The sequence below is a fragment of the Sphingorhabdus sp. genome (genome assembly GCF_044239005.1).
In the GTDB taxonomy this organism is placed as follows: Bacteria; Pseudomonadota; Alphaproteobacteria; order Sphingomonadales; family Sphingomonadaceae; genus Sphingorhabdus_B.
This window is the reverse complement of record NZ_JBIICH010000018.1, coordinates 1-24,081: the sequence shown is the minus strand read 5'-3', so window position 1 is coordinate 24,081 and position 24,081 is coordinate 1. Positions and strand designations below refer to the sequence as shown.

Annotated in this window: 27 protein-coding genes, 1 other RNA gene and 1 pseudogene; 11 read left to right on the top strand and 18 right to left on the bottom strand. The window is 56.3% G+C overall.

Going from position 1 to position 24,081, the window contains the following annotated elements:
• Positions 1-323: 30S ribosomal protein S4 (gene rpsD / locus ACILQA_RS02835; RefSeq protein ID WP_395628322.1), on the bottom strand; the 323-nt coding region annotated here is incomplete at its 3' end.
• A 178-nt stretch (positions 324-501) separates the two neighbouring features.
• On the opposite strand from rpsD, the gene ACILQA_RS02830 reads away from it, so the two are divergent.
• Positions 502-819 (top strand): chorismate mutase, encoded by a 318-nt coding sequence (locus ACILQA_RS02830; protein ID WP_395628321.1) that lies wholly within the window; start codon positions 502-504, stop codon positions 817-819.
• A 3-nt stretch (positions 820-822) separates the two neighbouring features.
• On the opposite strand, the gene ACILQA_RS02825 is transcribed toward ACILQA_RS02830, so the two are convergent.
• The 6 genes from ACILQA_RS02825 to rpiB are packed head-to-tail and all read right to left on the bottom strand — an operon-like array spanning position 823 to position 4,470.
• Complete coding sequence (locus ACILQA_RS02825) at positions 823-1,089, bottom strand: hypothetical protein (RefSeq protein WP_395628320.1); 267 nt, start codon at positions 1,087-1,089, stop codon at positions 823-825.
• A gap of 55 nt (positions 1,090-1,144) precedes the next feature.
• Positions 1,145-1,867, bottom strand: a complete 723-nt coding sequence (locus ACILQA_RS02820) for an RNA methyltransferase (RefSeq protein WP_395628319.1) — start codon at positions 1,865-1,867, stop codon at positions 1,145-1,147.
• Entirely contained in the window at positions 1,864-2,325 is a 462-nt protein-coding gene (gene nrdR, locus ACILQA_RS02815) for a transcriptional regulator NrdR (protein ID WP_324477016.1), read from the bottom strand. Before nrdR ends, ACILQA_RS02820 begins: the two co-directional genes overlap by 4 nt.
• Positions 2,326-2,670, bottom strand: coding sequence for a zinc-ribbon domain-containing protein (locus tag ACILQA_RS02810; RefSeq protein ID WP_395628318.1), 345 nt, complete (start codon positions 2,668-2,670; stop codon positions 2,326-2,328).
• 46 nt (positions 2,671-2,716) lie between these two features.
• Positions 2,717-4,021 carry a serine hydroxymethyltransferase gene (gene glyA / locus ACILQA_RS02805; protein WP_324477012.1) on the bottom strand — a complete coding sequence of 435 codons (1,305 nt, stop codon included), beginning with the start codon at positions 4,019-4,021 and terminating at the stop codon, positions 2,717-2,719.
• Positions 4,018-4,470, bottom strand: coding sequence for a ribose 5-phosphate isomerase B (gene rpiB, locus ACILQA_RS02800; RefSeq protein WP_395628317.1), 453 nt, complete (start codon positions 4,468-4,470; stop codon positions 4,018-4,020). Before rpiB ends, glyA begins: the two co-directional genes overlap by 4 nt.
• Before the next feature lie 117 nt (positions 4,471-4,587).
• Between rpiB and ACILQA_RS02795 the strand changes: the two genes are divergently transcribed.
• Positions 4,588-4,785: a hypothetical protein gene (locus ACILQA_RS02795; protein WP_395628316.1), complete on the top strand. Its 198-nt coding sequence runs from the start codon at positions 4,588-4,590 to the stop codon at positions 4,783-4,785.
• 1 nt (position 4,786) lies between these two features.
• On the opposite strand, the gene ACILQA_RS02790 is transcribed toward ACILQA_RS02795, so the two are convergent.
• Positions 4,787-5,443, bottom strand: a complete 657-nt coding sequence (locus tag ACILQA_RS02790) for an alpha/beta hydrolase (protein ID WP_183941171.1) — start codon at positions 5,441-5,443, stop codon at positions 4,787-4,789.
• Between the two features lie 113 nt (positions 5,444-5,556).
• Between ACILQA_RS02790 and ACILQA_RS02785 the strand changes: the two genes are divergently transcribed.
• From ACILQA_RS02785 to ssrA, 4 genes are all read left to right on the top strand, one after another.
• Complete coding sequence (locus ACILQA_RS02785) at positions 5,557-6,597, top strand: cysteine desulfurase family protein (protein ID WP_395628315.1); 1,041 nt, start codon at positions 5,557-5,559, stop codon at positions 6,595-6,597.
• Entirely contained in the window at positions 6,594-7,658 is a 1,065-nt protein-coding gene (locus ACILQA_RS02780) for a cysteine desulfurase family protein (protein WP_395628314.1), read from the top strand. The genes ACILQA_RS02785 and ACILQA_RS02780 overlap by 4 nt, the downstream gene beginning before the upstream one ends.
• Positions 7,655-7,987, top strand: coding sequence for a 2Fe-2S iron-sulfur cluster-binding protein (locus ACILQA_RS02775; RefSeq protein WP_395628313.1), 333 nt, complete (start codon positions 7,655-7,657; stop codon positions 7,985-7,987). The genes ACILQA_RS02780 and ACILQA_RS02775 overlap by 4 nt, the downstream gene beginning before the upstream one ends.
• A gap of 6 nt (positions 7,988-7,993) precedes the next feature.
• Positions 7,994-8,373: a transfer-messenger RNA gene (gene ssrA / locus ACILQA_RS02770) on the top strand.
• Between the two features lie 118 nt (positions 8,374-8,491).
• Here the strand turns inward: ssrA and ACILQA_RS02765 are convergent.
• The 8 genes from ACILQA_RS02765 to ACILQA_RS02730 all read right to left on the bottom strand — a co-directional run bounded on the left by ACILQA_RS02765 (position 8,492) and on the right by ACILQA_RS02730 (position 17,745).
• Positions 8,492-8,716, bottom strand: coding sequence for a hypothetical protein (locus ACILQA_RS02765; RefSeq protein ID WP_395628312.1), 225 nt, complete (start codon positions 8,714-8,716; stop codon positions 8,492-8,494).
• A 94-nt stretch (positions 8,717-8,810) separates the two neighbouring features.
• A complete protein-coding gene (locus tag ACILQA_RS02760) occupies positions 8,811-10,064 on the bottom strand; it encodes an N-succinylarginine dihydrolase (RefSeq protein WP_395628311.1) in 1,254 nt (417 codons plus the stop codon).
• Between the two features lie 2 nt (positions 10,065-10,066).
• The gene (locus tag ACILQA_RS02755; protein WP_395628310.1) at positions 10,067-11,098 is read right to left on the bottom strand and encodes an arginine N-succinyltransferase; all 1,032 of its coding nucleotides are present in this window, start codon (positions 11,096-11,098) and stop codon (positions 10,067-10,069) included.
• Positions 11,095-12,303: a hydrolase gene (locus ACILQA_RS02750; RefSeq protein ID WP_395628309.1), complete on the bottom strand. Its 1,209-nt coding sequence runs from the start codon at positions 12,301-12,303 to the stop codon at positions 11,095-11,097. The genes ACILQA_RS02755 and ACILQA_RS02750 overlap by 4 nt, the downstream gene beginning before the upstream one ends.
• A 50-nt stretch (positions 12,304-12,353) precedes the next feature.
• Entirely contained in the window at positions 12,354-13,175 is an 822-nt protein-coding gene (rsmA, locus tag ACILQA_RS02745) for a 16S rRNA (adenine(1518)-N(6)/adenine(1519)-N(6))-dimethyltransferase RsmA (RefSeq protein WP_395628308.1), read from the bottom strand.
• Positions 13,172-14,191, bottom strand: coding sequence for a 4-hydroxythreonine-4-phosphate dehydrogenase PdxA (pdxA, locus tag ACILQA_RS02740; RefSeq protein WP_395628307.1), 1,020 nt, complete (start codon positions 14,189-14,191; stop codon positions 13,172-13,174). Before pdxA ends, rsmA begins: the two co-directional genes overlap by 4 nt.
• Positions 14,191-15,531: a peptidylprolyl isomerase gene (locus ACILQA_RS02735; protein WP_395628306.1), complete on the bottom strand. Its 1,341-nt coding sequence runs from the start codon at positions 15,529-15,531 to the stop codon at positions 14,191-14,193. Before ACILQA_RS02735 ends, pdxA begins: the two co-directional genes overlap by 1 nt.
• 105 nt (positions 15,532-15,636) lie before the next feature.
• Positions 15,637-17,745 (bottom strand): LPS-assembly protein LptD, encoded by a 2,109-nt coding sequence (locus ACILQA_RS02730; protein ID WP_395628305.1) that lies wholly within the window; start codon positions 17,743-17,745, stop codon positions 15,637-15,639.
• A gap of 299 nt (positions 17,746-18,044) precedes the next feature.
• On the opposite strand from ACILQA_RS02730, the gene ACILQA_RS02725 reads away from it, so the two are divergent.
• The 3 genes from ACILQA_RS02725 to ndk all read left to right on the top strand — a co-directional run bounded on the left by ACILQA_RS02725 (position 18,045) and on the right by ndk (position 20,436).
• Positions 18,045-19,502: a leucyl aminopeptidase gene (locus tag ACILQA_RS02725; RefSeq protein ID WP_395628304.1), complete on the top strand. Its 1,458-nt coding sequence runs from the start codon at positions 18,045-18,047 to the stop codon at positions 19,500-19,502.
• Between the two features lie 12 nt (positions 19,503-19,514).
• Complete coding sequence (locus ACILQA_RS02720) at positions 19,515-19,946, top strand: DNA polymerase III subunit chi (RefSeq protein WP_395628303.1); 432 nt, start codon at positions 19,515-19,517, stop codon at positions 19,944-19,946.
• Between the two features lie 67 nt (positions 19,947-20,013).
• The gene (ndk, locus tag ACILQA_RS02715) at positions 20,014-20,436 is read left to right on the top strand and encodes a nucleoside-diphosphate kinase (RefSeq protein ID WP_306062378.1); all 423 of its coding nucleotides are present in this window, start codon (positions 20,014-20,016) and stop codon (positions 20,434-20,436) included.
• Between the two features lie 135 nt (positions 20,437-20,571).
• Here the strand turns inward: ndk and purN are convergent, their stop codons facing one another.
• On the bottom strand, positions 20,572-21,522 hold the full coding sequence (gene purN, locus ACILQA_RS02710; protein ID WP_395628302.1) for a phosphoribosylglycinamide formyltransferase: 951 nt from the start codon (positions 21,520-21,522) through the stop codon (positions 20,572-20,574).
• On the bottom strand, positions 21,515-22,621 hold the full coding sequence (gene purM / locus ACILQA_RS02705) for a phosphoribosylformylglycinamidine cyclo-ligase (RefSeq protein WP_395628301.1): 1,107 nt from the start codon (positions 22,619-22,621) through the stop codon (positions 21,515-21,517). The genes purN and purM overlap by 8 nt, the downstream gene beginning before the upstream one ends.
• A gap of 61 nt (positions 22,622-22,682) precedes the next feature.
• Here purM and ACILQA_RS02700 point away from each other — a divergent pair, with 61 nt between their 5' ends.
• Positions 22,683-23,741 (top strand): heavy-metal-associated domain-containing protein, encoded by a 1,059-nt coding sequence (locus tag ACILQA_RS02700; RefSeq protein ID WP_324476978.1) that lies wholly within the window; start codon positions 22,683-22,685, stop codon positions 23,739-23,741.
• 18 nt (positions 23,742-23,759) lie between these two features.
• A pseudogene (locus tag ACILQA_RS02695) lies at positions 23,760-24,081 on the top strand (chromosomal replication initiator DnaA); the annotation flags it as partial.

The following is a 24,081-nucleotide window of genomic DNA, read 5'->3' as shown; positions in this document are numbered from 1 at the left end:
GTTGGGGCGAACTTGGCGCGGTATACAACCATGTCCAAACGACGCTCGAGCAGACCGATAAGGTTCTGCGAGGTATCGCCCTTCATGTTGCTGGCTTCCTGATACGCACGCTTGAACTGCTTTTCAGTTACGTCGCCATAATAGCCCTTAAGCTTCTGCTTGGCGCGCAGTTGAATACCATAATCGGAAAGCTTGCCTTTACGGCGCTGACCATGCTGACCAGGGCCATATTCACGCTTGTTTACAGGTGATTTTGGACGGCCCCAGATGTTTTCACCCATGCGGCGGTCAAGTTTATACTTCGAGCTTGTACGCTTCGTCATTTTAAGACTCCAATTGCTAACAACGTTGTTTCCGGTCCCGCGCGACACATATGCATGTGCCGGACACCTGCTTCACCGGAATGCAGGGTCGATTGCGAAGCGGCGCCTATGGCTGCAGATCGGCCATATGTCAACATCTGGCTCGACTTTAGGCACGCTGAACCTTAAAGGCGCTGCCATGAGCAGCACTGATAGCCCAAAAAATCCCGAGAGTTGTGACAACATGGTTGACGTGCGGGCAGGTGTTGACGCCGTCGATGCCCGGCTGGTCGATCTGCTAGCGCAACGCTTTGGCTATATGGATGCCGCAGCGCGCATTAAAACCGAACGCAACGCGGTTCGGGATGAAGCGCGCAAGCAACAGGTACTGGCGAATGTGAAAGACGCCGCACGCAACGCTGGTATTCCTGCAGAGGTCGTGGGCGACTTATGGGAGCTTTTGGTTGAAGCCTCCATCGCCTACGAACTCGAAAAGTGGGATGCCAATCGCGCTTAAGCGTTAAATGCCGGTGTCCATTTGTGGCGGCATAGTAGTGCCGGCCTTGCCTTTGACGCTAAGCTCAGACGCAGATTCTGCCTGATCCCATTGCTCCTGCGTCTTGCATTGCTTTTTTGCGATGCGGCTGCCGGTGAGGCCGGTTGTTCTGCAGATCTTCTTTGGCTTTGCTTTTGGCGCTTCCTCGGCGGCTGCATCTGCGGCGCGTGGCGTTGCTTCTGATGTACCCGATGCGGCCAACAAAAGACTAAAAACTAAAGTGCTAATCATGAAATGCTCCTTGTTGCGCATGGGTGTAAACAGCGGGGGCGCTGTTACATAGTCTCTATTTTTCGGTTGGTCGCATTCTGTTCAATGTCGTCAGCACCCCGCGTAAAGTTCGCACTTCATAGGCGTTCCACGCAGGCTTTGTGAGCAAGTTGCGCAAGGTGCGCCGTGTGACGGGTGCACGATCGACCGGTGTGAAGTAATTTAACGGTTCCAGCATGGCATCAAGCTGCGCGATCAGGCCGTCGAGCTCAAACTGTGACGCTGGCGGTTCCAGATCGGTTTTGGGTGGGCTGGCCAGCGATTGGGTTTTTGACCATTCATAGGCGCACAGAATGACCGCCTGCGCGAGGTTCAGCGATCCAAACTCTGGGTTGATAGGCACAGTGATGATGGCGCGCGCAACGTTGACTTCATCGCTTTCAAGGCCGGAACGCTCCGCACCGAACAAGATTGCGCTTCGTCCTGTATTGCCAACAACTTCTTTCGCTGCTGCCTCAGGCGTAATCACCGGCTTGGTGACGCCGCGCTTGCGCACGGTCGTTGCATAGACATGTGCGATGTCCGCGGTCGCTTCGGCAAGCGTCGGAAAAACCTGTGCATTGGCGAGCACGATGTCCGCGCCAGAGGCGGCAGGGCCAGCATTCGGGTTTGGCCATCCATCACGCGGCGCGACAAGGCGCATTTCCGTCAGGCCAAAATTCAGCATGGCGCGGGCGGCTTTGCCGATGTTCTCGCCCAATTGCGGACGAACAAGAATGATAATCGGCGGCGAACTCATTTCTGCGCCGCTTCAACCACGCTCCCGGCGAAATCTTCAAAATCCTTCGCCTCGCTGAAGTCTTTATAGACAGACGCAAAGCGAATATAGGCCACGCTGTCGAGCGCCTTTAATCCATCCATGACGAACTCGCCGATGCGCTTAGACTCAATCTCGCTTTCACCCAAGGTTTCCAACTGCCGCTGAATGGCAGAGGCGAGCTTTTCAATCTGGGCATGGTCGACCGGACGCTTACGGCACGCGACGGAAAGCGAGCGTTCAAGTTTTTCACGCTCAAATGGCTCACGCTTACCGTCGGTCTTGATGACCGATAGCTCGCGCAGCTGAATGCGCTCAAAAGTCGTAAACCGACCGCCGCAACCTTCGCACTGCCGCCGTCTGCGGATAGCGCTATTGTCTTCGGTGGGACGGCTGTCCTTAACCTGACTATCGTCGTTTCCGCAAAATGGGCAGCGCAATTATTTTTCCTGATTCTTTTTCTTGTTTACGTGACGGTAGGCAACGATACCGGCGCCAATCAATGCGCCAGTTGCCAGTCCGATTGGGGCAATGACAGCGGCTGCAGCGCCGATGGCGGCACCGCCAGCAACTCTCTTGACGGTATCTTGATCCGCCAAATGCTTGCCGGTGTGAAACGCATCCTTGGTCGCGCCCCACAATTCGTCAGCGGCTTCACCGACATAATGCTTGGCCTGGTTGGGGAAGCTTTCGGCCGCTAGTTGCTCAGGCGTTTTAGCGCCACATTGCGGGCAGAACTTCATTCCTTCGCTATATTCGGCATTACACGCGTTACAAAAACCCATGGTCATTTCCCTTCTGTGTATTAGATGGGTAAGTCACCTATATAATTCAAGATGGGTAGATTGGGAAGCGTGCGCAAAGTGCCTCGGCTTCGTCCTTGATCCGTGCTTCGATCTGGCCGTCGCCAGCCTCGCCATTGTGACGCAGGCCTTCGACGACATCGGCGATCATCCTGCCGATCTGGCGGAATTCCGCCGGACCAAAACCACGGGTGGTGCCAGCTGGCGTGCCCAAGCGGAGACCGGACGTGACAAACGGCTTTTCTGGATCAAACGGGATCGAGTTTTTGTTACACGTAATCGAAGCACGGTCGAGCGCATGTTCGGCATGCTTGCCCTTGGCTTCTTTGGGCCGCAGGTCGACCAGCATCGAGTGGTTGTCGGTGCCGCCGGACACGATATCGAGCCCTTGTTCCTGCAATGAAGATGCAAGTGCCTTCGCATTTTCGACGACATTGGCCGCGTAGCTTTTGAATTCTGGCTTCATCGCATCGGCAAAGCACACAGCCTTTGCTGCGATCACATGCACCAGCGGCCCACCCTGCAGCCCCGGGAAAATTGCCGAGTTGAATTTTTTGGCCAGTACCTCGTCATTGGTCAATATGATGCCCGAGCGCGGTCCGCGTAACGATTTGTGCGTTGTGCTTGTCGTGACGTGCGCGTGCGGCACAGGCGAGCTATGCGCGCCGCCTGCAACCAAGCCGGAGATATGCGACATATCGGCCAGAAGGTAAGCGCCTACTTCATCCGCAATTTCCCGGAACCGCGCCCAGTCCCAGCCCCGCGAATATGCAGTGCCGCCGCAGATGATCAGCTTTGGCTTGTTTTCTCTGGCGATGCGCGCGACTTCGTCCATATCGATCCGATGGTCATCGCGACGGACGCCATATCCGATTGGATTGAACCATTTGCCGGACATGTTTACCGGCGACCCATGGGTCAAATGCCCGCCTGCGTTGAGATCGAGGCCCATGAAAGTGTCGCCGGGCTGCAAAAGCGCGAGGAACACCGCCTGATTCATCTGGCTGCCGCTGTTGGGCTGCACATTTGCAAATTCACAGCCGAACAATTGCTTCGCGCGCTCAATGGCGATGGTCTCGATTTCATCGACATATTCGCAGCCGCCATAATAACGCTTGCCCGGATAGCCTTCGGCATATTTGTTGGTGAGGATCGAACCTGTGGCTTCGAGCACGGCGCGCGACGTTATATTTTCCGACGCGATCAATTCGATCTTGTCCTTCTGCCGGCCCAGTTCCTTCGCTATCCAGCCCGCGATTTCGGGGTCGCGTTCCGTCAGGCTTTGCGTAAAAAATCCAGAATTTTGGATGTCATTGACGGCTGCACTGCTCATGATGGTTCCTTGGTCGTGTTCGGGTTGGATAGTTTGTCGACGCGGCGTTGGTGGCGATCGCCGCCAAATTCCGTTGTTAAAAAGGCATCAAGGCAGGCCTTGGCCATTTCAATGCCAATCAGGCGCGCGCCCATGGCAATAACATTTGCGTCATTATGTTCGCGGGCAAGCCGCGCTGACAATGGTTCGGAGACCAAAGCGGCGCGTGCGGCGGGATTGCGGTTCACCGCAATCGAAATACCAATGCCTGATCCACATAAGACAACGCCGCGTTCTGCGGTGCCATCGGCAACAGCGGCGGCAAGCTTGTAGCCATAATCGGGATAGTCGACCGAATTTTCATCATGCGGGCCGAGATCGCTGACATCATGCCCTGCCGACAGCAGATATTCGACGAGCGCTGATTTCAGCGCAAGGGCAGCGTGGTCTGAGGCGATAGCGATACGCATGGCACATCCTGTAGCAGCATGAGTCGGAATACGCTCCCCCCTATGGCAGAGCGTGGCAAAAGGCTATGCGGTATTTGCCCGATTGCGTGGCTTATCCACCGGCTTTAGAGAGGCAAAATGTTAAACGCCGTTTTATCCATCGCCATGCTGTCTGCGTTCCTGCTTCTCTATGGCGCATGGAAACGCTGGAGTCGTGATGGTGCAAGTCAGCAAATCTGGCTGATGATCGCTGCCGCGCTCGTTATTTTCGCAAATGTTGCGATTTGGGTTGTGCCCGATCAACAAGGCAAAAGCCTTGTTACCGAAGCAAAGTAACTCACTTAATCGGTGAGTTCGGGTCCAACCGGAAATCGAGATAGTTGTTCACGGACGCCATCAGCATATCCATTTCATTTTCAAAGAAATGGTTGGCGCGCGGGATTTCGTCATGGTGAATGGTGATGTGGCGCTGCGTGCGCAGTTTATCGACCAGCTTTTGAACGGCGTTGGGATTGACGACCTCGTCATTCACACCCTGAATGATGATACCCGATGATGGGCAAGGCGCCAAAAAGCTGAAATCATACATGTTTGCAGGCGGCGATACCGAGATGAAACCGCGGATTTCCGGACGACGCATCAAAAGCTGCATGCCAATCCATGCGCCAAAGCTGAAGCCAGCGATCCAGGTCGTTGACGCTTCGGGGTGGAAGCTTTGCACCCAATCGAGCGCCGATGCGGCGTCAGACAATTCGCCGATGCCATTGTCAAATTCGCCTTCGCTTCGGCCAACGCCGCGAAAGTTGAAGCGCAATACGCCAAATCCGCGCGCTACGAATGTTTTGTACAGCTGCTGCGTAATCCGGTCGTTCATTGTTCCGCCGGCTTGGGGGTGCGGATGCAAAATCATTGCAATCGGTGCACGTGGGCGCGGTGGCGGAGAAAAACGGGCTTCGAGGCGGCCTTCAGGACCGGGAATAGCAATAGCAGGCATATTATTGTTCGATTCTTAGATGGGTGCCGAGCTTTGCCCGAAGGTTCGGGCTTTGCAGGATTTCGTAGAGCTATATAGAAGCAGTGACGATTTTCGCAACTGTCATGGAAATAATGCCCGACCAAGCCCGCATATATTTGGATCACGCAGCGACGACGCCGGTCATTCCGGCGGCGCGCGAAGCGATGGCCGACGCGATGGCGCGATGGGCCAATCCATCCTCTCCGCATAGCGAGGGGCGCGCAGCCCGCGCTGCGCTGGAGAACGCCCGCGCTCGCGTTGCTGCTGCGCTGAATTGGGATGGCGAGGTCATTTTCACCAGCGGCGCAAGCGAAGCAATTGCGATCGCGCTGCGTGGCCATGATGCGATTGCCAGCGCCGTTGAACATGATGCGGTCTTGGCTGTAGCAGGCCCAACCCGCTTGCCCGTCGGTCCAGACGGTTATGTTGACCTGAACGCGATCAAAGGCGCTGCCCGCTATGCGGTGCAGTCCGTGAACAACGAAACCGGCGTTATTCAACCGATGGCGGAGATCGCCGATATTGTGCGGGCCAACGGCGGAATATTGTTTGCCGATTGTTCGCAAAGCGCTGGCAAACTGCCATTGCCAGATGCTGATTTGCTTTGCGTATCAGCGCATAAATTGGGCGGGTCGCCGGGAATGGGCGCGTTACTCGTTCGCAACCTTGGGCTGCTGACGCCAACCGGCGGGCAGGAGCAAGGATACCGGCGCGGCACCGAAAACTTGCCCGCCGCAATCGGATTTGCGACGGCCCTTGAGGCGGGTTTTGCGTGGATGGAGAACGCCGTTCGGCTGCGCGACATGTTGGATGCGGAGATCACTGCCAGCGGCGGCATTGTGGTTGCAGAAGCAAGCAACCGGCTTGCGACCATTGGCAGCTACCGCATGCCCGGCGTTGCGGCCTCAAGTCAGCTGATCAACTTTGACATGGCGGGCATTTCGGTCTCCGCCGGAAGCGCGTGTTCATCAGGCACGCTGAAAACCAGCCATGTGCTTGGCGCAATGGGTTGGGACGAACGATCCGCGTCTGAAGTCGTCCGCGTCAGTTTCAACGCCGATACCAGCGAAAGTGATGTCGCACGGTTTTTGGATGTCTGGCGCAATATCGTCATCCGCGCCAAAGCGGCATGATCTACCTCGACTATCAAGCCACGACGCCGCTCGCCCCAGAGGCATTTGCCGCGATGGAGCCTTGGCTGAAGGATGGATTTGCCAACCCGCATAGCGCTCATGGCGCGGGCAGGGCGGCCGCTGCTGCGATTGAGGTGGCCCGCGATCAAATCGCGGCGCTGCTGCCGAAGGGCGGACGTGTGATCTTCACCTCCGGCGCGACTGAGGCGATCAATCTGGCCATCATGGGGTGCGGGTTGCCCGTCACCGCCGCCGCGACCGAGCATGCCGCGGTTTTGGACGTTGTTGCATTTCGAAACGGTCGGACTTTCCCCGTCGATACTGCGGGCTTAATTTGCCCCGAAACGCAAGCGTCTGGTTCCGTTGGCAGGCAGGCGTTAACCGCCACCATGCTGGTCAATAACGAGATTGGGACCATTCAGCCTATCGCGGAGCTGGCGGGAGCCGCACATGCCCGAGGCAATCTGTTTCTATGCGATGCAGTTCAGGCATTTGGACGCATGCCGATCCCTGATGGCCCTGACATGATCGCGATATCCGCGCATAAAATCCACGGTCCAAAAGGCATTGGCGCCCTGTGGGTGCGTCACGGCGTTACGCTCACGCCGCAAATGCTGGGCGGTGGGCAGGAGCAGGGCATGCGCTCGGGCACATTGTCGCCCGCATTGTGCGCAGGCTTTGGCGCAGCCGCCAAATTGGCGGCAGAGCGCATGGACGCCGACGCTATCCATGTTTCTGCCTTATGGGACCGCGCAGCCAGCGCATTTGCGGACTGGACCATCAACGGTTCGACGGCCCAACGCTATAAAGGCAATCTCAACATCCGCCGCGACGGCGTCGACGCTGCGCGTTTGATATCGGAGTGCCGGAACATCGCCTTTTCCGCTGGTTCGGCCTGCGCGAGTGGTTCTGGCCGCCCCAGCCATGTGTTGCGCGCGCTTGGCCTGACTGACGCACAGGCGAAATCATCGATACGTTTGGGTTTTGGCCGCTATACGACGGCGGAAGAGATTGATATGGCCGCAGCTGCAATCAACCGGTCAGCAGAGGCAATGCTATGATCAAAGTCACGTTCATCACTGCCGATGGCACTGTCCAGAACGTCGATGCGGTCGAGGGCCAACGCCTGCTGGAAATTGCGCAAGCCGCGGGACAACCGTTGGAAGGCACCTGTGAGGGCCAAATGGCCTGTTCAACCTGCCATGTGATCATTGACAAGCTTTGGTTCGACAAGCTCCCCCGGTCGGTTGAGGACGAGGAAGACATGCTCGATCTTGCTACCGGTGCGCGGCGCACCAGTCGCCTGTCTTGCCAAATCGTGCTGACACCCGATCTCGACGGACTGGTAGTCCATATTCCGGCGGAGAGCCGAAATATGCAGGGTCTTTAACTGCCTTCACTTCCCATTCACGAAAATGCGCCTATATAGGTCGGTGCCGGGTTCGCCCGGCTATGGTGATAAATTGCGATGTGCAATAGATGCAGCGGACCCGGGGGCGGTACCCGGCAGCTCCACCAAAATCTCTGTTTGCCAGAGGTCTTGGAGGGGCTGAACTAGGATCGACGTGCGTTGAAAAGCATTGTTTTTGCCCGGCATGAATAAGCCGTGAAATGGTTCATAACCAATAGGTGCAAACGATAACGAAGCACTTGCTCTCGCAGCATAATTTTGGGCCTCACGGTCTGAACTTATACTAAAAGAACGCGGCCGGACCGGCCGGGCAACAGAAAGGTTACGGCGGCCCGGGGGGTGCCGAGCAACAGAAACCCCCCACCTAATCCAGCATTTTCAGGAAAAGTGGAAACCGGTTTTCCGGTTAAAAAATGCGCGCGCTATTGAATCGCCGAGCAACAGAATCCCGCGATTTTTCCTTATTTAATGTGACGCTGCGCGTTAATCGTCGCCGAAGGCTGCATCAAATTCCACCGCTTGGAGCATTTTGGCGGCAGCGATAAAAACGGCGCCTGTGCACAGTAGAAAGAACACTTTCCCGATGGTGCCGGGATATTGGATCATGTATTCCTGCCCACGCTTCACGGCACCCAGGCCAAGCGCGTAGGTGATCATAAAGACCTCTAGTTTCGTTTTGATCGTGAACAGGCGTAGGATGCGTTTCATAGTTAACTGAATATGAAGCAATGCCCGTGCCAAATCAGCATTTGCAGCGGTGACGATGGTTAACGAACGGGCCGATTGTAAGAAAAACCGACGCTTATGCGAGCGCGGTTAAATCGCACATGGTTAACAGTGCCATACGCGCCGCGCGTACCTGATTAATCAGTGACGCATCGCCCAATTGGTCTGGCACAATCGATTCCGGCCAAAATGCAGCAACCACGCTGGCAATCTGGTCGAGCTTAGCCTCATTGGCGATGAAGCGCGGATCGACTGTGGCGGGATCCGCAACCACACGCAGGCGCAAACAGGCCGGGCCACCGCCATTGGCCATCGATTGGCGCACATCGACGGGGACGAGCTTGCGAATTGGGCCATTGCCCGCGACCATCTCGCTCAGCCAGCCCCAAACCCGCACATTGTCCTGCGCTTCGCTCGGCAAGATGAGCGCCATGCCGCCGTCGGGCAGGCTCACCAGCTGCGCGTTAAACAGATAGCTTTGAATAGCGTCGGCAAGGCTGACCCGGTCGGCAGGCACAATGATGATCTCTGCCTCGGGCAACAGCTGCTTGATATCGGCATAGGTTTGCTCGGGATGTTCAAACGCCTGCTCATGGGTGAAGAGCACATGTTCATTGGCTACGGCAACGACGTCATTGTGGAACGCGCCAGCGGCAATCGCGACCTCGGATTGTTGAACGAACAATGTTTTGGCTGCGTCTAGCCGGTGTGCCCGCGCAATGGCTTTCGATGCCTCAATATGCTGACGGGCAGGGAATGGTCCGCCTGATTTACCATATACAAATATCTCAATGCCCGCGTCCCCGTGCGTTCGGCACAGACGCATGAAGTTTGCCGCGCCTTCATCGCCAAACGGCGCTGGAACGGGCCCGTGCACGGCAAAATGTTCGTCATCGGCAAATGCCAGTTTTAACTGCGCAAGCGTGCCGTTCCATTCATGGCTGCGGTGCGCCATCGTCAGCAGGTTCGCCGCAGACAGATGGCATTTGCCATCCGCTGTATCTGGCGCGGGCGAGACGGTCGCTGCATTGGCTGCCCACATGGCCGACGCCGAAAAAGCCGCGGCGCGGATATGAGGTTCCGCCGATTGCATGTCGGTCGACAGTCCGGAAAGCCAATTTTGGTTCGGCCGGTCGAGTGGCATGAAAAAACCCTGCGCTAATCCAAGGCGCAGGTTCGCGCGCATCTTTTCGATGCCCTGCAGGGCAGCAGCCTTTGGATAAGACGGGGCGCCGGCATTGTTTGACGATGCCAGGTTGCCAACGCTCAATCCTGCGTAATTATGGCTTGGCCCAATGATCCCATCAAAGTTTATTTCGACCAAAGCCATGATCAAGTGCGCTCGACATAAGTTACAGCATCGCCTGCTGAAATGCCCAATGCGCGTGCACAATTGCTGTCGATAATGACATTATCGCCTTGATCATCGATCCAGCCATAGGCGGCTTTAAACGCATGCAGACGGCCCAGCGTTATCAGCTTTTTATCACCGGATTTATGTTCGCCAACGTCATCGCTGACGGCAGTTATTATGACGTCTTTCGCGTCACGTATGCTGCGGATTTGATCGGTACGCGCGGTCATCGTCGGCCCGCCATCAAAGATATCGATGTAATTTTCCCAAGCAAATCCTTCGTTCTCAAGCATACGCATTGCAGCGCGGCCTGAAGGATGCGGTACACCGATGACGGTCTTTGCACTGTCGGGAAGCATGGCAATGTAGACAGGGTGCTTCGGCATTAGGTCAGCGATAAATTGGTTGCCGAATTTGGCGTTGAATTCGTCTGCTTCCTGAAAGCTCATGCCGAAAAAGCGACCGGCGACACCGTCCCAAAACGGCGATCCGCCCGCTTCGTCGATGACGCCACGCAATTCTGCGATTGTACGGTCGGCAAATCGGGCACGGTGGTTGCGAATGAACAGATATCGGCTGCGCGCGATAAGCATGCCTAAGCCACCAGCGCGTTCGCCGGGATGCAGGAACAATCCGCCAACTTCCGTCGCGCCCTCAAGGTCCGTTGACAGGTTAAGAATGTCCGCACGAAATGTCCGTTCCAGTTCAACGCTATGCTGCGTCAGCGCGCCAATGCGATAGCTGTAGAACGGCCATCTTTGGCCAACTTTGCCAAATATCTGGCATGTCCCGCGCACTTCGCCGGTCGCGGTGTTTTGCAGAACGAAAACATATAGATCGTCGGCAACTTCCTCACCCACACGGTCGAAACCAGCGGCCGACCGCTCCAGCTTTTGCATCAGAGCCTTTCGGTCGGGTGGCAGATTGGTGAACCCGCCGCCTGTCCTTTTGGCCATTTCATAAATCGGCTGAAGATCGTTCACATTCGCCGGACGGATGATGAAGGTCATAAAGTCCCTTTTTCTGATAAGCGCATAATCGTCAGCGCCGATAATTGTGCGCGTTCGACCAAACTTTCGACGATGAGGAATTCATCGGAACTGTGAATGCTGCCCCCGCGTACGCCCATCGTATCGACAACGGGGACACCGCAGGCGGCGATATTATTTCCATCACATACGCCGCCGCTGGAACGCCATGCCACTGGGATGCCCAGATCAGCCCCGCATTGCTTGACCAAGCCAAACAGCTTCGCTGCCTCGTCATCAATGGGCTTTGGCGGGCGGCCGAAACTGCCGTGCAGATGCGCACGCACATCATGTTCACGTTCAATGTCGGCAATAACCCTGCGCAGGTCTACGTCCGTCTGCTGCACAATCTCTGGCGTGCGCGGCCGAAAGTTCACCCGCAATATCGCATGATCGGGCACAACATTATTGGGACCGCCGCCGTCAATTTTGGCGGGGTTTACTGACAGGCCTTCGCGCGAAAGTTGCTTGAGCCGCAGCGCAAGGTCCGCCGCCGCCAAAAGCGCGTTGCGGCCATCGTCGGGGTTCCGGCCCGCATGCGCCGATTTGCCCGCAATGATGATAGAGAAATTACCGCTTCCGCCACGTTCACCCGCCAGCGTACCGTCGGGCAATGCGGGTTCATAAGTGAGCGCAGCAAGCTTGTTTTGCGCAAGTTGTGCGATCAATTTGGCGGATGATGGCGAGCCAACCTCTTCATCGCTGTTGATGAGTATCTGGTATCCCGTTTGTGTGAGTTTTCCGGACGATTCTGCAGCGTTCAAAGCGGCTAGCATCACGGCAATGCCGCCCTTCATGTCGGCCACACCGGGGCCATTTAGCGTGCCATCGTCAAGCCAGCGCAATGTCTGAAAATGATGGTCCGCCGGAAACACGGTGTCCATATGTCCGGTAAACAGCAATTGTGCCCGACATTCCGGGCGAACCGTCATCAGCAAATGCCGCCCATGCGTCACTGTGGTCACCGTCCCGTCGGATAATACACGATCCACAGGTTCGGGCTCAACGAGTGTTAATTCGCCCGGGAGGGCTGAGAATGCGTCCGCGAGCAAATTGGCAGTGGTGGCAAGACCGTCAAGATTGCCCGAGCCGCTGTTGATCGCGGCCCAGTTCTGGACTTGGGCAAGCATCGGTGGTTGCTCTATGGTTTCGAGCGCCTGTCGTTCGCTGGCAGATAGCGTGTGCATGGCGCATTCTTAGCCTTGGATATTCCAAAGAGCCACCCCTGCTAGATGCGTTAACCCACTTCCTTTGCCAGAGCGCACCATTCCGATATGGTGACCGTTTCGGGGCGGCGATCTTCGGCTATGCCGGCGGCGCTCAACGCTTCTAACGCGCCGGCGACGCCCTTCAGGCTCTGTCGCAACATTTTGCGGCGCTGGCCAAAGGCGGCGCCTGTCAGATTTTCGAGTACTGACATTTTGACATCTGCGGGCGCATCCTTGGGTGTGATGTGGACCACCGCGGACATCACCTTTGGCGGGGGCGTAAATGCGGAACGATGAACGGGCATCGCAATTGCGGCATTCGACCGCCATTGCGCCAATATCGCGAGCCGGCCAAATGCCCCCGTGCCCGGCGCTGCGATAATACGGTCTGCGACTTCACGTTGGAACATCAATGTCAGGCTTTTCCAACGTGGCGGCCATTCGTTGCCGCCCAGCCAGCCCACCGCAAGCGCCGTGCCCACATTGTACGGCAGGTTTGAAACAACGTGAAACGGTGCACCAATTTCGGCGAAGGGATCGATTTTTAACGCATCGCCTTCAATCACGCGAAGCTGGCCCGGGAATGCCTCTGACAGTTCCGCCAGGGCAGGAAGGCAACGATGGTCGCGCTCAACGGCCAGCACCTGCGCGCCTGCACGCAGGAGCGCTCTGGTGAGGCCACCGGGGCCGGGACCAACTTCATATACATGCTCGCCCGCCAAGCTACCGGGAATCGCGGCAATGCGATCGAGCAGCTTTTCATCGAACAGAAAATTTTGACCAAGCGCCTTACTTGCGGACAAACCATGTCGCGCAATGACGTCTCTAAGCGGAGGGAGCGGCACCGTCATCCGCCAAGATCGGCAGCAGCAAGGCGATGAAGCGCCGCAGATTCAGCCATCTTAATGGCCGCAATCATCGAAAGCGGAAGTGCCATATTCTTGCCAGCAATCCCGAACGCAGTGCCATGGTCTGGCGAGGTACGGACAACGGGCAGCCCCAGCGTAATGTTTACCGCATCATGAAAATATAGCGTTTTCAGAGGAATGAGGGCCTGATCATGATATGCGCACAAGGCCGCGTCATAATGCGACCGCGCTTCGGCATGAAACATCGTGTCGGCAGGCAAGGGACCAACAACGTCGATGCCTTCACCGCGAATCTGTTCAATCGCAGGTTCAAATATGTCCAATTCTTCGCGACCCATATTGCCTGATTCGCCAGCGTGCGGATTGAACCCGGCAACTGCCAGCCGAGGGTTTGCTATACCAAAATTACGTTGCAGGCCCTTGGCTGTCGCTCGCAGGCGTTGGCGGATAAGCCGACCGTCAAGCTGTTCCGCGACGGACGCGAGCGGGATATGTGTCGTCATCGGGACAACGCGCAGGTCAGGGCCGGCGAGCATCATCACGGCGTTGTTTTTGGAAACGCCGCAACGCTCTGCAATAAACTCGGTCTGGCCTGGATGCGTGAAACCCACCGCATATAATTGCGCCTTGGATACAGGGCCTGTGACCAACGCGGCGGCACTGCCAGCACGGGCAAAGCCAATTGCCATTTCAAGCGCTTGATATGCGCAATGCGCGCCATCAAGGTCGGGCGTACCCGGAACAATCGAAATGCAATTATGCACTTGGATGACCGGTAGAGCCGTATCAAAATGCGCAAAGGTTTCGGCGGGATCTTCAATGCGGACGACCGGACCATTCCAGTGCGGCGCGAAGCTGGCGATATCACCAATTGCAAAGAATGGCGCCAATCCAGCCGCGTGGCGGGCCTCCCACGCTTTGCCAATTATCTCCGGCCCTATGCCCGCCGGGTCACCGACCGAAACGGCCAGTGGCAGTTCCAGTCGGCCAACCGACATCAGTTATATTCGATAACAGCGTCGCGGCGCAAATCGCGCAGGTAAATCCGGGCGCGCTTGTTTACGCGCTCTTCTTCCAGCCGTGACATGATTTCGTCGAAGCTTTCAGATGACGTTTCCTGCGGAGCATCACGGCCACATAAGACGAAAACGCGAACGCCGTCTTGCAGCGAGCCATAAGGCGGTGTCGATTGTCCAATCTGCAGATCCAGCATGACCTGTTGCAAAGGTGCAGGAAGCTCACGGATTTTGATACCGTCGCGGTTGACCACATCGGCGCCCAGTTTGCGCGCCATTTCGTCAGCGGCACCACAGCCCGTGATTTGCTGCGTTTCTTCGCTAAATTGTTTTACCAGCGGCGCAACTTCGGCTTCCGGGGTGTCTTTTGGAAAGGTGATCGCGATCTGTTTTAAACTGAGCACGGAATCGCGTGGATCGGATGTTGCGACTTGACGCTGGTCGATCAACAGCAATATCGAAATCCCGCCGGGCGAGGCAACGGCCTGAATCTCGTTCGCGTTCATATTTGCGGCAGCGTTGGCGAGCGACTGTGGCAGCTGCGCCAAGGAAAGCCATCCAAGGTCACCGCCGACCGACGCGGTTGAGGCTTCCGAAAACTGGCGCGCATATGCGACAAAGTTACCGCCCTGACGAAGCTGGTCGATGATTTTCTTCGCGTTCTCAGTGACTGCCGGCATCGTTTCCGGCGTTGCGGACAGATATATCTCGCCCAAACGATATTCCGTGGTTCCCTTGGTTGCCTTTATACGCTCGATAATGGCATTCACTTCATCGTCGCTGACATTGGCTGATGGCCGCACATTGCGCGACAAGAGGCGGCTCCAGGAAAGCTCGCCTTTAATCTGGCGCTTCAGCGTCGCTACCGATGAACCGATCGAGATGAGATATTTTTCAACCTCATTCGCGGGCCGATTGAAATTCTGTTGCGCCACGCGATTGAAATACTGATTCACTTCCGCGTCAGTGACTTCAATCTCATTGGCGGCTGCTTCTTGAATTTGAAGCGTCTCATCAATCAGGTTCGTCAAAATCTGTGCACGGAAACGCGCCAATTCTTCGGGGGGCAGCTTGTTGTCATTCGCAGCAACGATCAGCGCGAGGCGATGATCAATGTCCGTGCCTGTAATAATTTCGCCGTTCACCTGCGCCGTCGCACGGCGCACATTCGGGTCGTTTTTGCCAAATAGTTGCTGTCCATCTGGAATGGCCAATGAGGCTTCTGGTGCAGCATCATCGCCGACAGTTTGCGCGATCAGCGGTGTCAGCGCCGTTGCGGAAACGAGCATCGCGACGAGGGACAGGCGCTTGAATAACTTCATTGATTTACATCCAGTACACAGACAGTTCGAGGGGACGGGTAAACAGACACTGCTGAACAGCAGATGAGCAGTATCATCCTTCTCCGCGAATTTATTCCGGATGCTTTACACACCGAGATTGCGAAATGCCAGACGGAACAGAAAGCTGTTCCCACGCTGCGAATCTCCGACAGGCTGATAGTCGCGTCGCCACGCCAGGCTTAACGACAAGCAGTCGTCATCATAGGCAATGCCAAGCCGGTGCCGAATGGGGTCGAAGCCATCGGAAATGCTTGTTGGATCCTCTGCCGTGTCAGTCAAATCAACAATTGTAGATCCAAATACCGACCAAAAACGTGCAACACGCACGCGTCCTGCCAAACGAATTTCTTCGCGGTCAGTGAGGTCTTCGAGGGTCGGGCCAATATTGCGATTGAGCTTCAGATAACCCGCCTGAACATATGTGCCGCGTGATCCTATTGTGGCATCGACCTCATTGCGGCGTATCGACAAATTGTCTTTATCGAGACGGAAGCGGTGTGTGAGTTTAACCAAGTCTTTGAAACGAAATTCCGACCGGCCGACAATATCCGATGCTTTGTCAGATAGGCCCGTTCCATCAGGGAAAATCGACCCTCGGTCAGACAGGCGGTAACTTTGACCCAGGTTGATGTTAGCGGTAAAGTCTGATTTGCGTAATGCCCAGTCGAAACCATATGTGATGCGCAGGTCGTCTTCAAAACGGTCGTAGCCGGGGAATCGGTTCAGCGCGAACAGGTTGCTGTCTTCCAAATCGACGGCGCGCGAATCTTCATTTGGAATGTTCAAATTGGAAATCGACGGTGCTGCGACCATTTGAACGCGGGGCGTAAGAATTTGCGTGCCGCCAAAGGCTTTACCGACAAAAGGCCATTTTATATCAGCCGCAGTGGCGAAAATGGCGCGGTGCTGCCACCCTGAATCGCCGCGGTATATCGCGGTCAGCGTGCTGGCATTTTCGTCGCTATGGTACACATCCCCGCGCGCGAGCGCCGTGAGCGTTAGTTCCTGCCCAAGCGCGGTTATTTTGCGCAGATCCCATTTGGCGGATGAAAATGCCCGCTGCGTGTCTTGCCCCTCGGTCCGGCTGATGGCCAGGCTGTTGGCTTGAAGCTGAATTGTACCGCCGACAATGGGGGCATCCATGCGCAGGCGGTAATCCAGTTCGGGCAGCGCGATTGGCGTTAAACCTTGGCGATCGCTGACGCGCAGGGTCTGCACTGCCCAGCCTGCGAGCGAGAAGTAGCTGTTGTCACCGATCCGTTCGGCAGCAAAGGTGGAGCGGAGCCTGTCATCCCGGCTGATGTCATAACGCCGCAAAAACGTGCGGTCCGACGCATAACGGCCTGATGCCGAAATCGACCAATTGGGATCGAGCTGGAACTTGCCTGCGCCTTCGAGATAGCCGCGGAAAACATCTGCGCCGACTGGTGTCGAAGTGCCGCCTGTATTGATACGATTACTATAGGTCCCGTATGCGCTCAGGTCGATAGCGCCATTTTTTTCGAGCGTCCGAAAATTTAGTCTGCCCAAGGGGGCTGCACCGGAAAAAGCGGTTATCGCTGCAGTAGCATCCCGATTTTCGGATATTCGCCAATAATAGGATTGCTCAAGCTCAGCGCCGTTATTTCGCGAAAAGCCGATGCTGGGTACAAGAAAGCCGCTGCCAGCTTTGGCGTCTACCGGGTGCGACAGAAATGGCAGCGGAATGACGGGCAGGCCAAACAGTTCGATCCGTGCGCCCTTATAGACAACACGTTTTTTGCTGGGGTCGTAAACGACCTTAACCGCTTTCACTTCCCAGCTCGGTTTTTTGGGACAACCGTCGGCGTCTAGTACTTTGCACGCCGTATATGCCGCATAATCAAGCGTATAAATGCCATCTTTCCGTCCACCGCGTTTGGCGGCAAGCCGGCTTTCGTCCGCCAAAACGACAAGCAGATTGTCGATGACGCCGTCTTTTAGTGCGTCGGTGAGCTCAATTTTGTCACCATAGGCAACGTCGCCTTCTGGGCCGATTGCGCGGATGGCGCCTTCAGCGAAAACACGCCCGCTTTTGCGGTCCCAGATGATATTGTCTGCGCGCACCGTATAGCCCGCGCGGCTGACAATTACATTGCCTTTTGCGGTGACGGTTTCGGTGTTGGAGTCATATTCAACGACAGCAGCATCGAAATCGATTTGAGTGCTGGCCATTTGCGGCACTGCCGCTGAGGGCCCCGTTTGGGCCAGTGCGACAGACGACATAGACCCGCATCCGATGAAAATCGGAACAAGCAAAAAGCGCGATAAAAAGGTGCGGGTGGCGGGGATGTTCATAAAAACCGTGCAGTCCTTTATCGCCGCTATCGCATTGGGTCCACCCATCATCCCATTTAACGCTGTATTTGCGATTAACCGTGGGAATTTATCCCCTATCTTTTGCTTTAATCCAAGGGTGAATTAGGCCTATAGACCCGTAAAACCCGTTATCCGCAAAAAGGCATATCATTTCCATGAAGATCAATTTTTCCGATGCACGCCCTCAAGATGCCGACGTTCTCGCGTTCATCGTAACAAAAACTACCTTCGCCGACTTCACATTTCCGTTGGAAAATAGCGACATCGTGCACGCGACCGCAAAATTGGCGCGTTTCGAAGGTGCGGCAGGGCAAAGCTTTCTGCTCATCAACGAAGAGGGCGGGAAGCTTGTTCGGATCATTTTGGTCGGTGTCGCGGATGGTGAAGCCGGCGATTATCAAAAGGCTGGTGGCGACATTGTTGCCAAGGTTCAGACATCGGGCGCGAAGCATATTGCCGTTCATGGCGCGAACCTTAGCGCGAAAGCGGCTGCAGAAGCGGCTTATGGCGCAACATTGCGTAACTGGCGCATGGACAAATACCGCACCAAATTGGCGGAAACGTCAAAGCCGACGGTTGAAACATTGACGGTGGCAAGCGCGCCTGCAGACGCAAGCACCCTGTGGCCGAGCTATCATGCAATCGCTGAAGGCGTTGCCTTGACCAAGGAACTGGTCACCGAACCTGCCAATATCATTTATCCGGAAAGCTTTGTTGAACGCTGTAAACATCTTGCGGAGCTTGGCGTCGAAATCAGCGTGCTTGATGACAAGGACATGGCTGCGCTCGGCATGGGCGCGCTGCTCGGCGTGGCGCAAGGCTCACGTCGTCCGGCTCGTTTGCTGGTGATGAAGTGGGACGGTACCGGCGGTTCGCAAGAACGGCCTGTTGCCTTGGTCGGCAAGGGCGTGACTTTCGATACCGGCGGCATTTCCATCAAGCCAGCCGCGGGCATGGAAGATATGAAGTGGGATATGGGAGGTGCAGGCGCTGTCGCAGGCGCGATGAAGGCGCTCGCTGGCCGTAAGGCAAAGGCGTATGTTGTCGGCGTCTGTGGCCTTGTGGAGAATATGCCTGACGGCAACGCACAACGCCCGGGCGACATTGTGACATCCATGTCCGGCCAAACCATTGAGGTGCTGAATACCGACGCAGAAGGGCGTCTTGTGCTGTGTGATGCGCTGCATTGGGTTCAGGAAAAGTATAACCCTGAATATATTGTCGATCTCGCAACATTGACCGGCGCGATTATCGTATCGCTGGGCAGCGAATATGCTGGCCTGTTCTCGAACAGCGATGAACTCGCTGACAAGTTGACCGCTGCGGGTAAGGCCTCTGGCGACCCGCTGTGGCGCTTCCCGCTTTCGAAGGCCTATGACAAAATGATCGACAGCCCGATTGCCGACATGAAGAATATCGGCGGCAAGGGCGCTGGTTCCATCACCGCAGCACAATTCTTGGGTCGTTTCATCAAGGACGGCGTGAAATGGGCGCATTTGGACATCGCCGGGACCGTATGGGCCGATAAAGCGGGACCCGTGTGGGATAAGGGCGCAACCGGCTTTGGCGTGCGTTTGCTGGACCGGTTTGTCGCGGATAACTTCGAAGGTTGATGTTGCCGCGACATGCAGGTCGATTTTTATCAACTCACACGCGATCCTGCTGAAAAAGTTCTGCCTGCCATTGCCCAGCGAATCTTGGACAATGGCGCGCGATTGCTGATTATCAGTGATGATGCGGGCCAGCTGGATGCGATCTCTGCAGCGTTGTGGACCGCAAGGGCGGACAGCTTTTTGGCGCACGCAAAAGCGGGGGAGGGCGATGATGCACTTCAACCGATATTGTTGTCGCAAGATACGGACGCACCAAATGGCGCCAAATTTGTTGCGCTGGCCGACGGCAATTGGCGAGCGGTGACCGCGGATTTTGAGCGGGTTTTTTATCTTTTCCCGCCGGAACAGACCGACAATGCGCGATCCGCATGGCGCACATTGGGTGATGGGGTAGAGCGCCGCTATTGGAAACAGGACGGTGGCAAATGGGTCCAAGGCCCATAAAGCTTGCACTCAACGTGCAGCGACGTTAGATGCGCGCCAAATTCCCCCTACAAATATGGAGCTTTTCATGTCGGTTACCCGCACTTTTTCGATCATTAAGCCTGACGCAACGCGTCGCAACCTGACTGGTGCAGTCACCAAGATGCTTGAAGAAGCTGGCCTGCGCGTCGTTGCTTCAAAGCGCATCCACATGACCCGCGAACAGGCCGAAGGCTTCTACGCGGTGCACCGTGAGCGCCCATTCTTTGGCGAACTCGTCGATTTCATGATCAGCGGCCCGGTTGTTGTTCAGGTTCTTGAAGGCGAAAACGCCATGCAGCGTAACCGCGACATCATGGGCGCGACCAACCCTGCCAATGCTGAACCCGGCACGATCCGCAAGGAACTGGCGGAAAGCATCGAAGCGAACAGCGTCCACGGTTCGGACAGCGACGAAAACGCAGCGATTGAAATCGCTTACTTCTTCAAGCCAGAAGAAATCGTCGGCTAAACCCGATCAATCTAAGATTAATTGACGCCAAGCGCGTAGCTCGCGCTTGGTGTCAATGTTCCTAACTTGGCGCAGTTGCAATTTTTCTGAAAAGTCGAGATCGACTTCGAAAAAGCCTAAGAGGCCTGCCACCGATCAGGCCGAGCCGAGTATATCCAGAAATTTCGTGAGCTTTTTTGGCGCTACTGCGCGCCAGCTTTTGGCGATCCATTCGCCGATATGGTCCCAATCGGTATCGCCCAGGTCGAGCCGTATGCCTACCCAGCCATCGCCGAAATAAGCGGGGCGATAGTAACGCTCGGCGTCGCTATCGATCAGCATTGCCTGTTCTTCGACGCCGCTGATTTTGACCAAAAGCGCGATTTTCCCGTCGCCATGATGGTCGACGGAAACATAAGCGAATTTCTTGCCGCCGACGATGCCAAAGCACGGCATTCCATGCGACACCACTTCATCGGCCTCTGGCTGGGCCAGCCCGATTTCGCGCACTTTTGATGTCAGATAATCCGGGTTCGTTGCCCGCGAAACATAGTCGGCCAGCGTCCGCGGATATAATTGATGCTCGGCAATCTTGACGCGCTCCGCCAATGAATCAGCGGTGTCATTGGGCAAAATGGCGACCTCCATCTGGCCAAGAAGGGGGCCTTCATCAAGGTCGGCAGTGACAAGGTGTACGCTGCAACCAGCGATACTGTCGCCTGCGTCAATCGCGCGCTGGTGGGTGTGTAGCCCGGTATATTTGGGCAATAGGGATGGGTGGATATTCAGCATCCTGCCGTCCCATTTTTCGACGAAGTTTTCGCTCAATATCCGCATATACCCCGCAAGCACGACATAAGCCGCCCCCGCTTTGGTAATGTGATTATGCATTATTTCGTCATGGTCGGCCCGCTTAAGACCAACGTGCGATTGTGCGAACGTTGCGACGCCTTCGGCTTGTGCAAGCTTCAACCCTCCTGCGTCGGGATTGTTGCTGGCGACCAGAACAACTTCATAGGGGCTGTCTGGGCGTTTTGCGGCATATAACAACGCAGCCATGTTTGTGCCGCCGCCGGAAATAAGGACCGCAACACGCGCCTTAGCCATGATGGGTCGCGGTCCAATCGGCTTTGGCGCTCCAGGTTTCGATGCTGCCCTTGACCGTGCAGCCTTTTTCACCGGCTACAATATGTCCAATGCGGAACACGGTCTCTCCCGCGGCCTCAAGTGCAGCGGTTACGCCCGCGACTTCGGTTTCATCGACAACCACCGCCATGCCGATGCCGCAGTTGAATGTGCGTGCCATTTCCTCTGGCTCGATATGACCTTGCGCTTGCAAGAATGCCATCAAGCGCGGTTGTTGCCATGCGTCTGCATCGACATGTGCGTGCAAACCGTCCGGCAGGATACGCGGGATATTCTCAAGCAAGCCACCGCCGGTGATATGCGCCATCGCGTGGATTTTGCCCGTGCGGACCATCGGCAGCAGCGATTTCACGTAGATGCGGGTCGGCGCCATCAGTGCGTCGATAAGAATGACATTCTGGTCGAAAATGGCAGGGCGATCGAGTTTCCAGCCCTTGTCTGCGGCAAGCCGCCGAACAAGCGAGAAACCGTTGGAATGCACGCCTGATGACGCAAGGCCAAGGATGACGTCGCCCGCCGCGACCTTATCTGCCGTCAGCACCTGGTCGCGCTCCACCGCGCCAACGCAGAAACCGGCAAGGTCATAGTCGCCTTCGGAATACATGCCCGGCATTTCCGCCGTCTCGCCGCCAATCAGCGCGCATCCGGCTTGCTTGCAGCCCTCGGCGATGCTGGCGACAACAGAGGTGGCCACTGCGTTGTCGAGTTTGCCGGTGGCATAATAATCAAGGAAGAAAAGCGGCTCTGCGCCTTGCACGATCAAGTCATTGGCGCACATCGCGACAAGATCAATACCGACACCTTCATGGCGACCGGATTCGATGGCCAGTTTCAGCTTCGTGCCGACGCCATCATTTGCGGCGACCAGAAGGGGATCATTAAAGCCTGCTGCCTTAAGGTCGAAAAACCCGCCAAATCCGCCAAGATCGGCATCCGCGCCAGCACGGCGGGTCGATTTCGCCAGCGGCGCAATCGCGCGCACGAGCGCGTTACCGGTTTCAATGGAAACACCCGCCTTGGCGTAAGTGTAAGATTCGGGCTTCTGTTCTTTTGCGTCCATTTGTCGCCGTTAGCGAGAACAGGGTTGGAATTCCACGTCTATGTCGCCTAAAGGTGCGTTAATGACAAATTCTCGCGGAAAATGGTTTCAAATTGCAGCGATTGGCTTGCCTTTGGCGCTGATCGGTGGCGGAATCGTTGCCGCGCAAATCGAAGGTCCGAAGCGCGGCATTGCGCCAATCGCAAGCGCGGGCGATTTTGAAGTGACCGGCGTCTCTGTGAATGTCGTCGGCAACAACGCGTTTGATGCCCGGCAAAAGGGTTGGGAGCAGGCGCAGCGGATTGCATGGTCGGCATTGTGGCGCAAAACCCATGGAACGGTTGGCGCTGGCCTATCCGATTCGACTTTGGACGGCATCGTCGCCGCAATCGTGGTGGAGCAAGAGCAGATTGGCCCACGCCGTTATGTGGCAAAGTTGGGCGTATTGTTTGACCGCGCGCGTGCCGGCCAATTACTGGGCGTTAGCGGTGTGACGCGTCGTTCTGCGCCGTTGCTGTTGTTACCCGTCACCTATTCGGCTGGCGCGCCGACGGTATTTGAACAGCGCACATCATGGCAGCGCAGCTGGGCCAAATATCGCACCGCTGACAGCACGATAGATTATGTGCGTCCAAGCGGGGCAGGCGGCGAATCGCTTTTGCTGAACGCGGGTCAGAAAGACCGTCGCAGCCGCATTTGGTGGCGCACAATCCTCGACCAGTTCGGTGCTGCTGACGTGATCATCCCGATAGCACGTATCGAACGCCAATGGCCCGGTGGCCCAATTATTGGCCGGTTTTCTGCGCGATACGGACCGGATAACAAATATCTTGGTTCGTTCACCCTGCGTGTTGCCAACAGTGCTGGCATTCCGGGCATGATGGATCAGGCGGTCATTAAGATGGACCAACTGTTCCAATCCGCGCTCGCCTCTGGCCGATTGCGGGCAGATGCCTCGCTCGTCCTTGAACCCGAAGTGGTCGAGGAAGAGGAATTGGAAGGCGAAGTGGAAGACCTGTCGGTTGTCGATGGGGCAGAGCCTGCACGCCAGTCTTTGGATGATGTGGTAAAGTCGGTGTTGCAAGAAGCAGAACCTGCGCGCAATTCTGGTGCGCCCACGCCGCCGTCACCACGGCCATGAGCGCCAGCATCTGACATTATGCGCCAAATTGCTTTGCCATTGGACGAACTGCGCAGCGGCGCATCGTCCAGCCTGATCATTACGCAATCCAATGCGACCGCTTTTGCGGGGCTTTCGAGCGCCGCTGGCTGGGCCAAACGCTGTGCCATTCTAACGGGGCCTGCGCGCTCGGGCAAATCGCTCATGGCGCGCTATTTTTCGGGGCAGAACGGCACAGTCATTGACGACGCAGAGGCTAGTCCGGCAGAAACCCTATTTAACGCATGGAACCGGTCGCAGGAAAGCGGCGTCCCATTGTTGCTTATCTCGCGTTGGCAGCCCGCGGAGTGGAACATTACGC

Coding starts and splice junctions, on each gene's coding strand:
- ACILQA_RS02700 (WP_324476978.1), top strand. CDS start 22,683: ATGACAAATTCTCGCGGAAAATGGTTTCAAATTGCAGCGATTGGCTTG.
- purN (WP_395628302.1), bottom strand. CDS start 21,522: ATGGCTAAGGCGCGTGTTGCGGTCCTTATTTCCGGCGGCGGCACAAAC.
- ACILQA_RS02810 (WP_395628318.1), bottom strand. CDS start 2,670: ATGGGTTTTTGTAACGCGTGTAATGCCGAATATAGCGAAGGAATGAAG.
- ACILQA_RS02765 (WP_395628312.1), bottom strand. CDS start 8,716: ATGAAACGCATCCTACGCCTGTTCACGATCAAAACGAAACTAGAGGTC.
- ACILQA_RS02785 (WP_395628315.1), top strand. CDS start 5,557: ATGCCCGACCAAGCCCGCATATATTTGGATCACGCAGCGACGACGCCG.
- pdxA (WP_395628307.1), bottom strand. CDS start 14,191: ATGTCGGTTGGCCGACTGGAACTGCCACTGGCCGTTTCGGTCGGTGAC.
- ACILQA_RS02820 (WP_395628319.1), bottom strand. CDS start 1,867: ATGAGTTCGCCGCCGATTATCATTCTTGTTCGTCCGCAATTGGGCGAG.
- ACILQA_RS02735 (WP_395628306.1), bottom strand. CDS start 15,531: ATGAAGTTATTCAAGCGCCTGTCCCTCGTCGCGATGCTCGTTTCCGCA.
- ACILQA_RS02755 (WP_395628310.1), bottom strand. CDS start 11,098: ATGACCTTCATCATCCGTCCGGCGAATGTGAACGATCTTCAGCCGATT.
- ACILQA_RS02725 (WP_395628304.1), top strand. CDS start 18,045: ATGAAGATCAATTTTTCCGATGCACGCCCTCAAGATGCCGACGTTCTC.
- ACILQA_RS02730 (WP_395628305.1), bottom strand. CDS start 17,745: ATGGCCAGCACTCAAATCGATTTCGATGCTGCTGTCGTTGAATATGAC.
- ACILQA_RS02790 (WP_183941171.1), bottom strand. CDS start 5,443: ATGCCTGCTATTGCTATTCCCGGTCCTGAAGGCCGCCTCGAAGCCCGT.
- rsmA (WP_395628308.1), bottom strand. CDS start 13,175: ATGACGGTGCCGCTCCCTCCGCTTAGAGACGTCATTGCGCGACATGGT.
- ACILQA_RS02760 (WP_395628311.1), bottom strand. CDS start 10,064: ATGGCTTTGGTCGAAATAAACTTTGATGGGATCATTGGGCCAAGCCAT.
- ACILQA_RS02825 (WP_395628320.1), bottom strand. CDS start 1,089: ATGATTAGCACTTTAGTTTTTAGTCTTTTGTTGGCCGCATCGGGTACA.
- purM (WP_395628301.1), bottom strand. CDS start 22,621: ATGGACGCAAAAGAACAGAAGCCCGAATCTTACACTTACGCCAAGGCG.
- rpiB (WP_395628317.1), bottom strand. CDS start 4,470: ATGCGTATCGCTATCGCCTCAGACCACGCTGCCCTTGCGCTGAAATCA.
- ACILQA_RS02795 (WP_395628316.1), top strand. CDS start 4,588: ATGTTAAACGCCGTTTTATCCATCGCCATGCTGTCTGCGTTCCTGCTT.
- ACILQA_RS02775 (WP_395628313.1), top strand. CDS start 7,655: ATGATCAAAGTCACGTTCATCACTGCCGATGGCACTGTCCAGAACGTC.
- ACILQA_RS02750 (WP_395628309.1), bottom strand. CDS start 12,303: ATGCACACGCTATCTGCCAGCGAACGACAGGCGCTCGAAACCATAGAG.
- ndk (WP_306062378.1), top strand. CDS start 20,014: ATGTCGGTTACCCGCACTTTTTCGATCATTAAGCCTGACGCAACGCGT.
- glyA (WP_324477012.1), bottom strand. CDS start 4,021: ATGAGCAGTGCAGCCGTCAATGACATCCAAAATTCTGGATTTTTTACG.
- ACILQA_RS02830 (WP_395628321.1), top strand. CDS start 502: ATGAGCAGCACTGATAGCCCAAAAAATCCCGAGAGTTGTGACAACATG.
- ACILQA_RS02780 (WP_395628314.1), top strand. CDS start 6,594: ATGATCTACCTCGACTATCAAGCCACGACGCCGCTCGCCCCAGAGGCA.
- ACILQA_RS02720 (WP_395628303.1), top strand. CDS start 19,515: ATGCAGGTCGATTTTTATCAACTCACACGCGATCCTGCTGAAAAAGTT.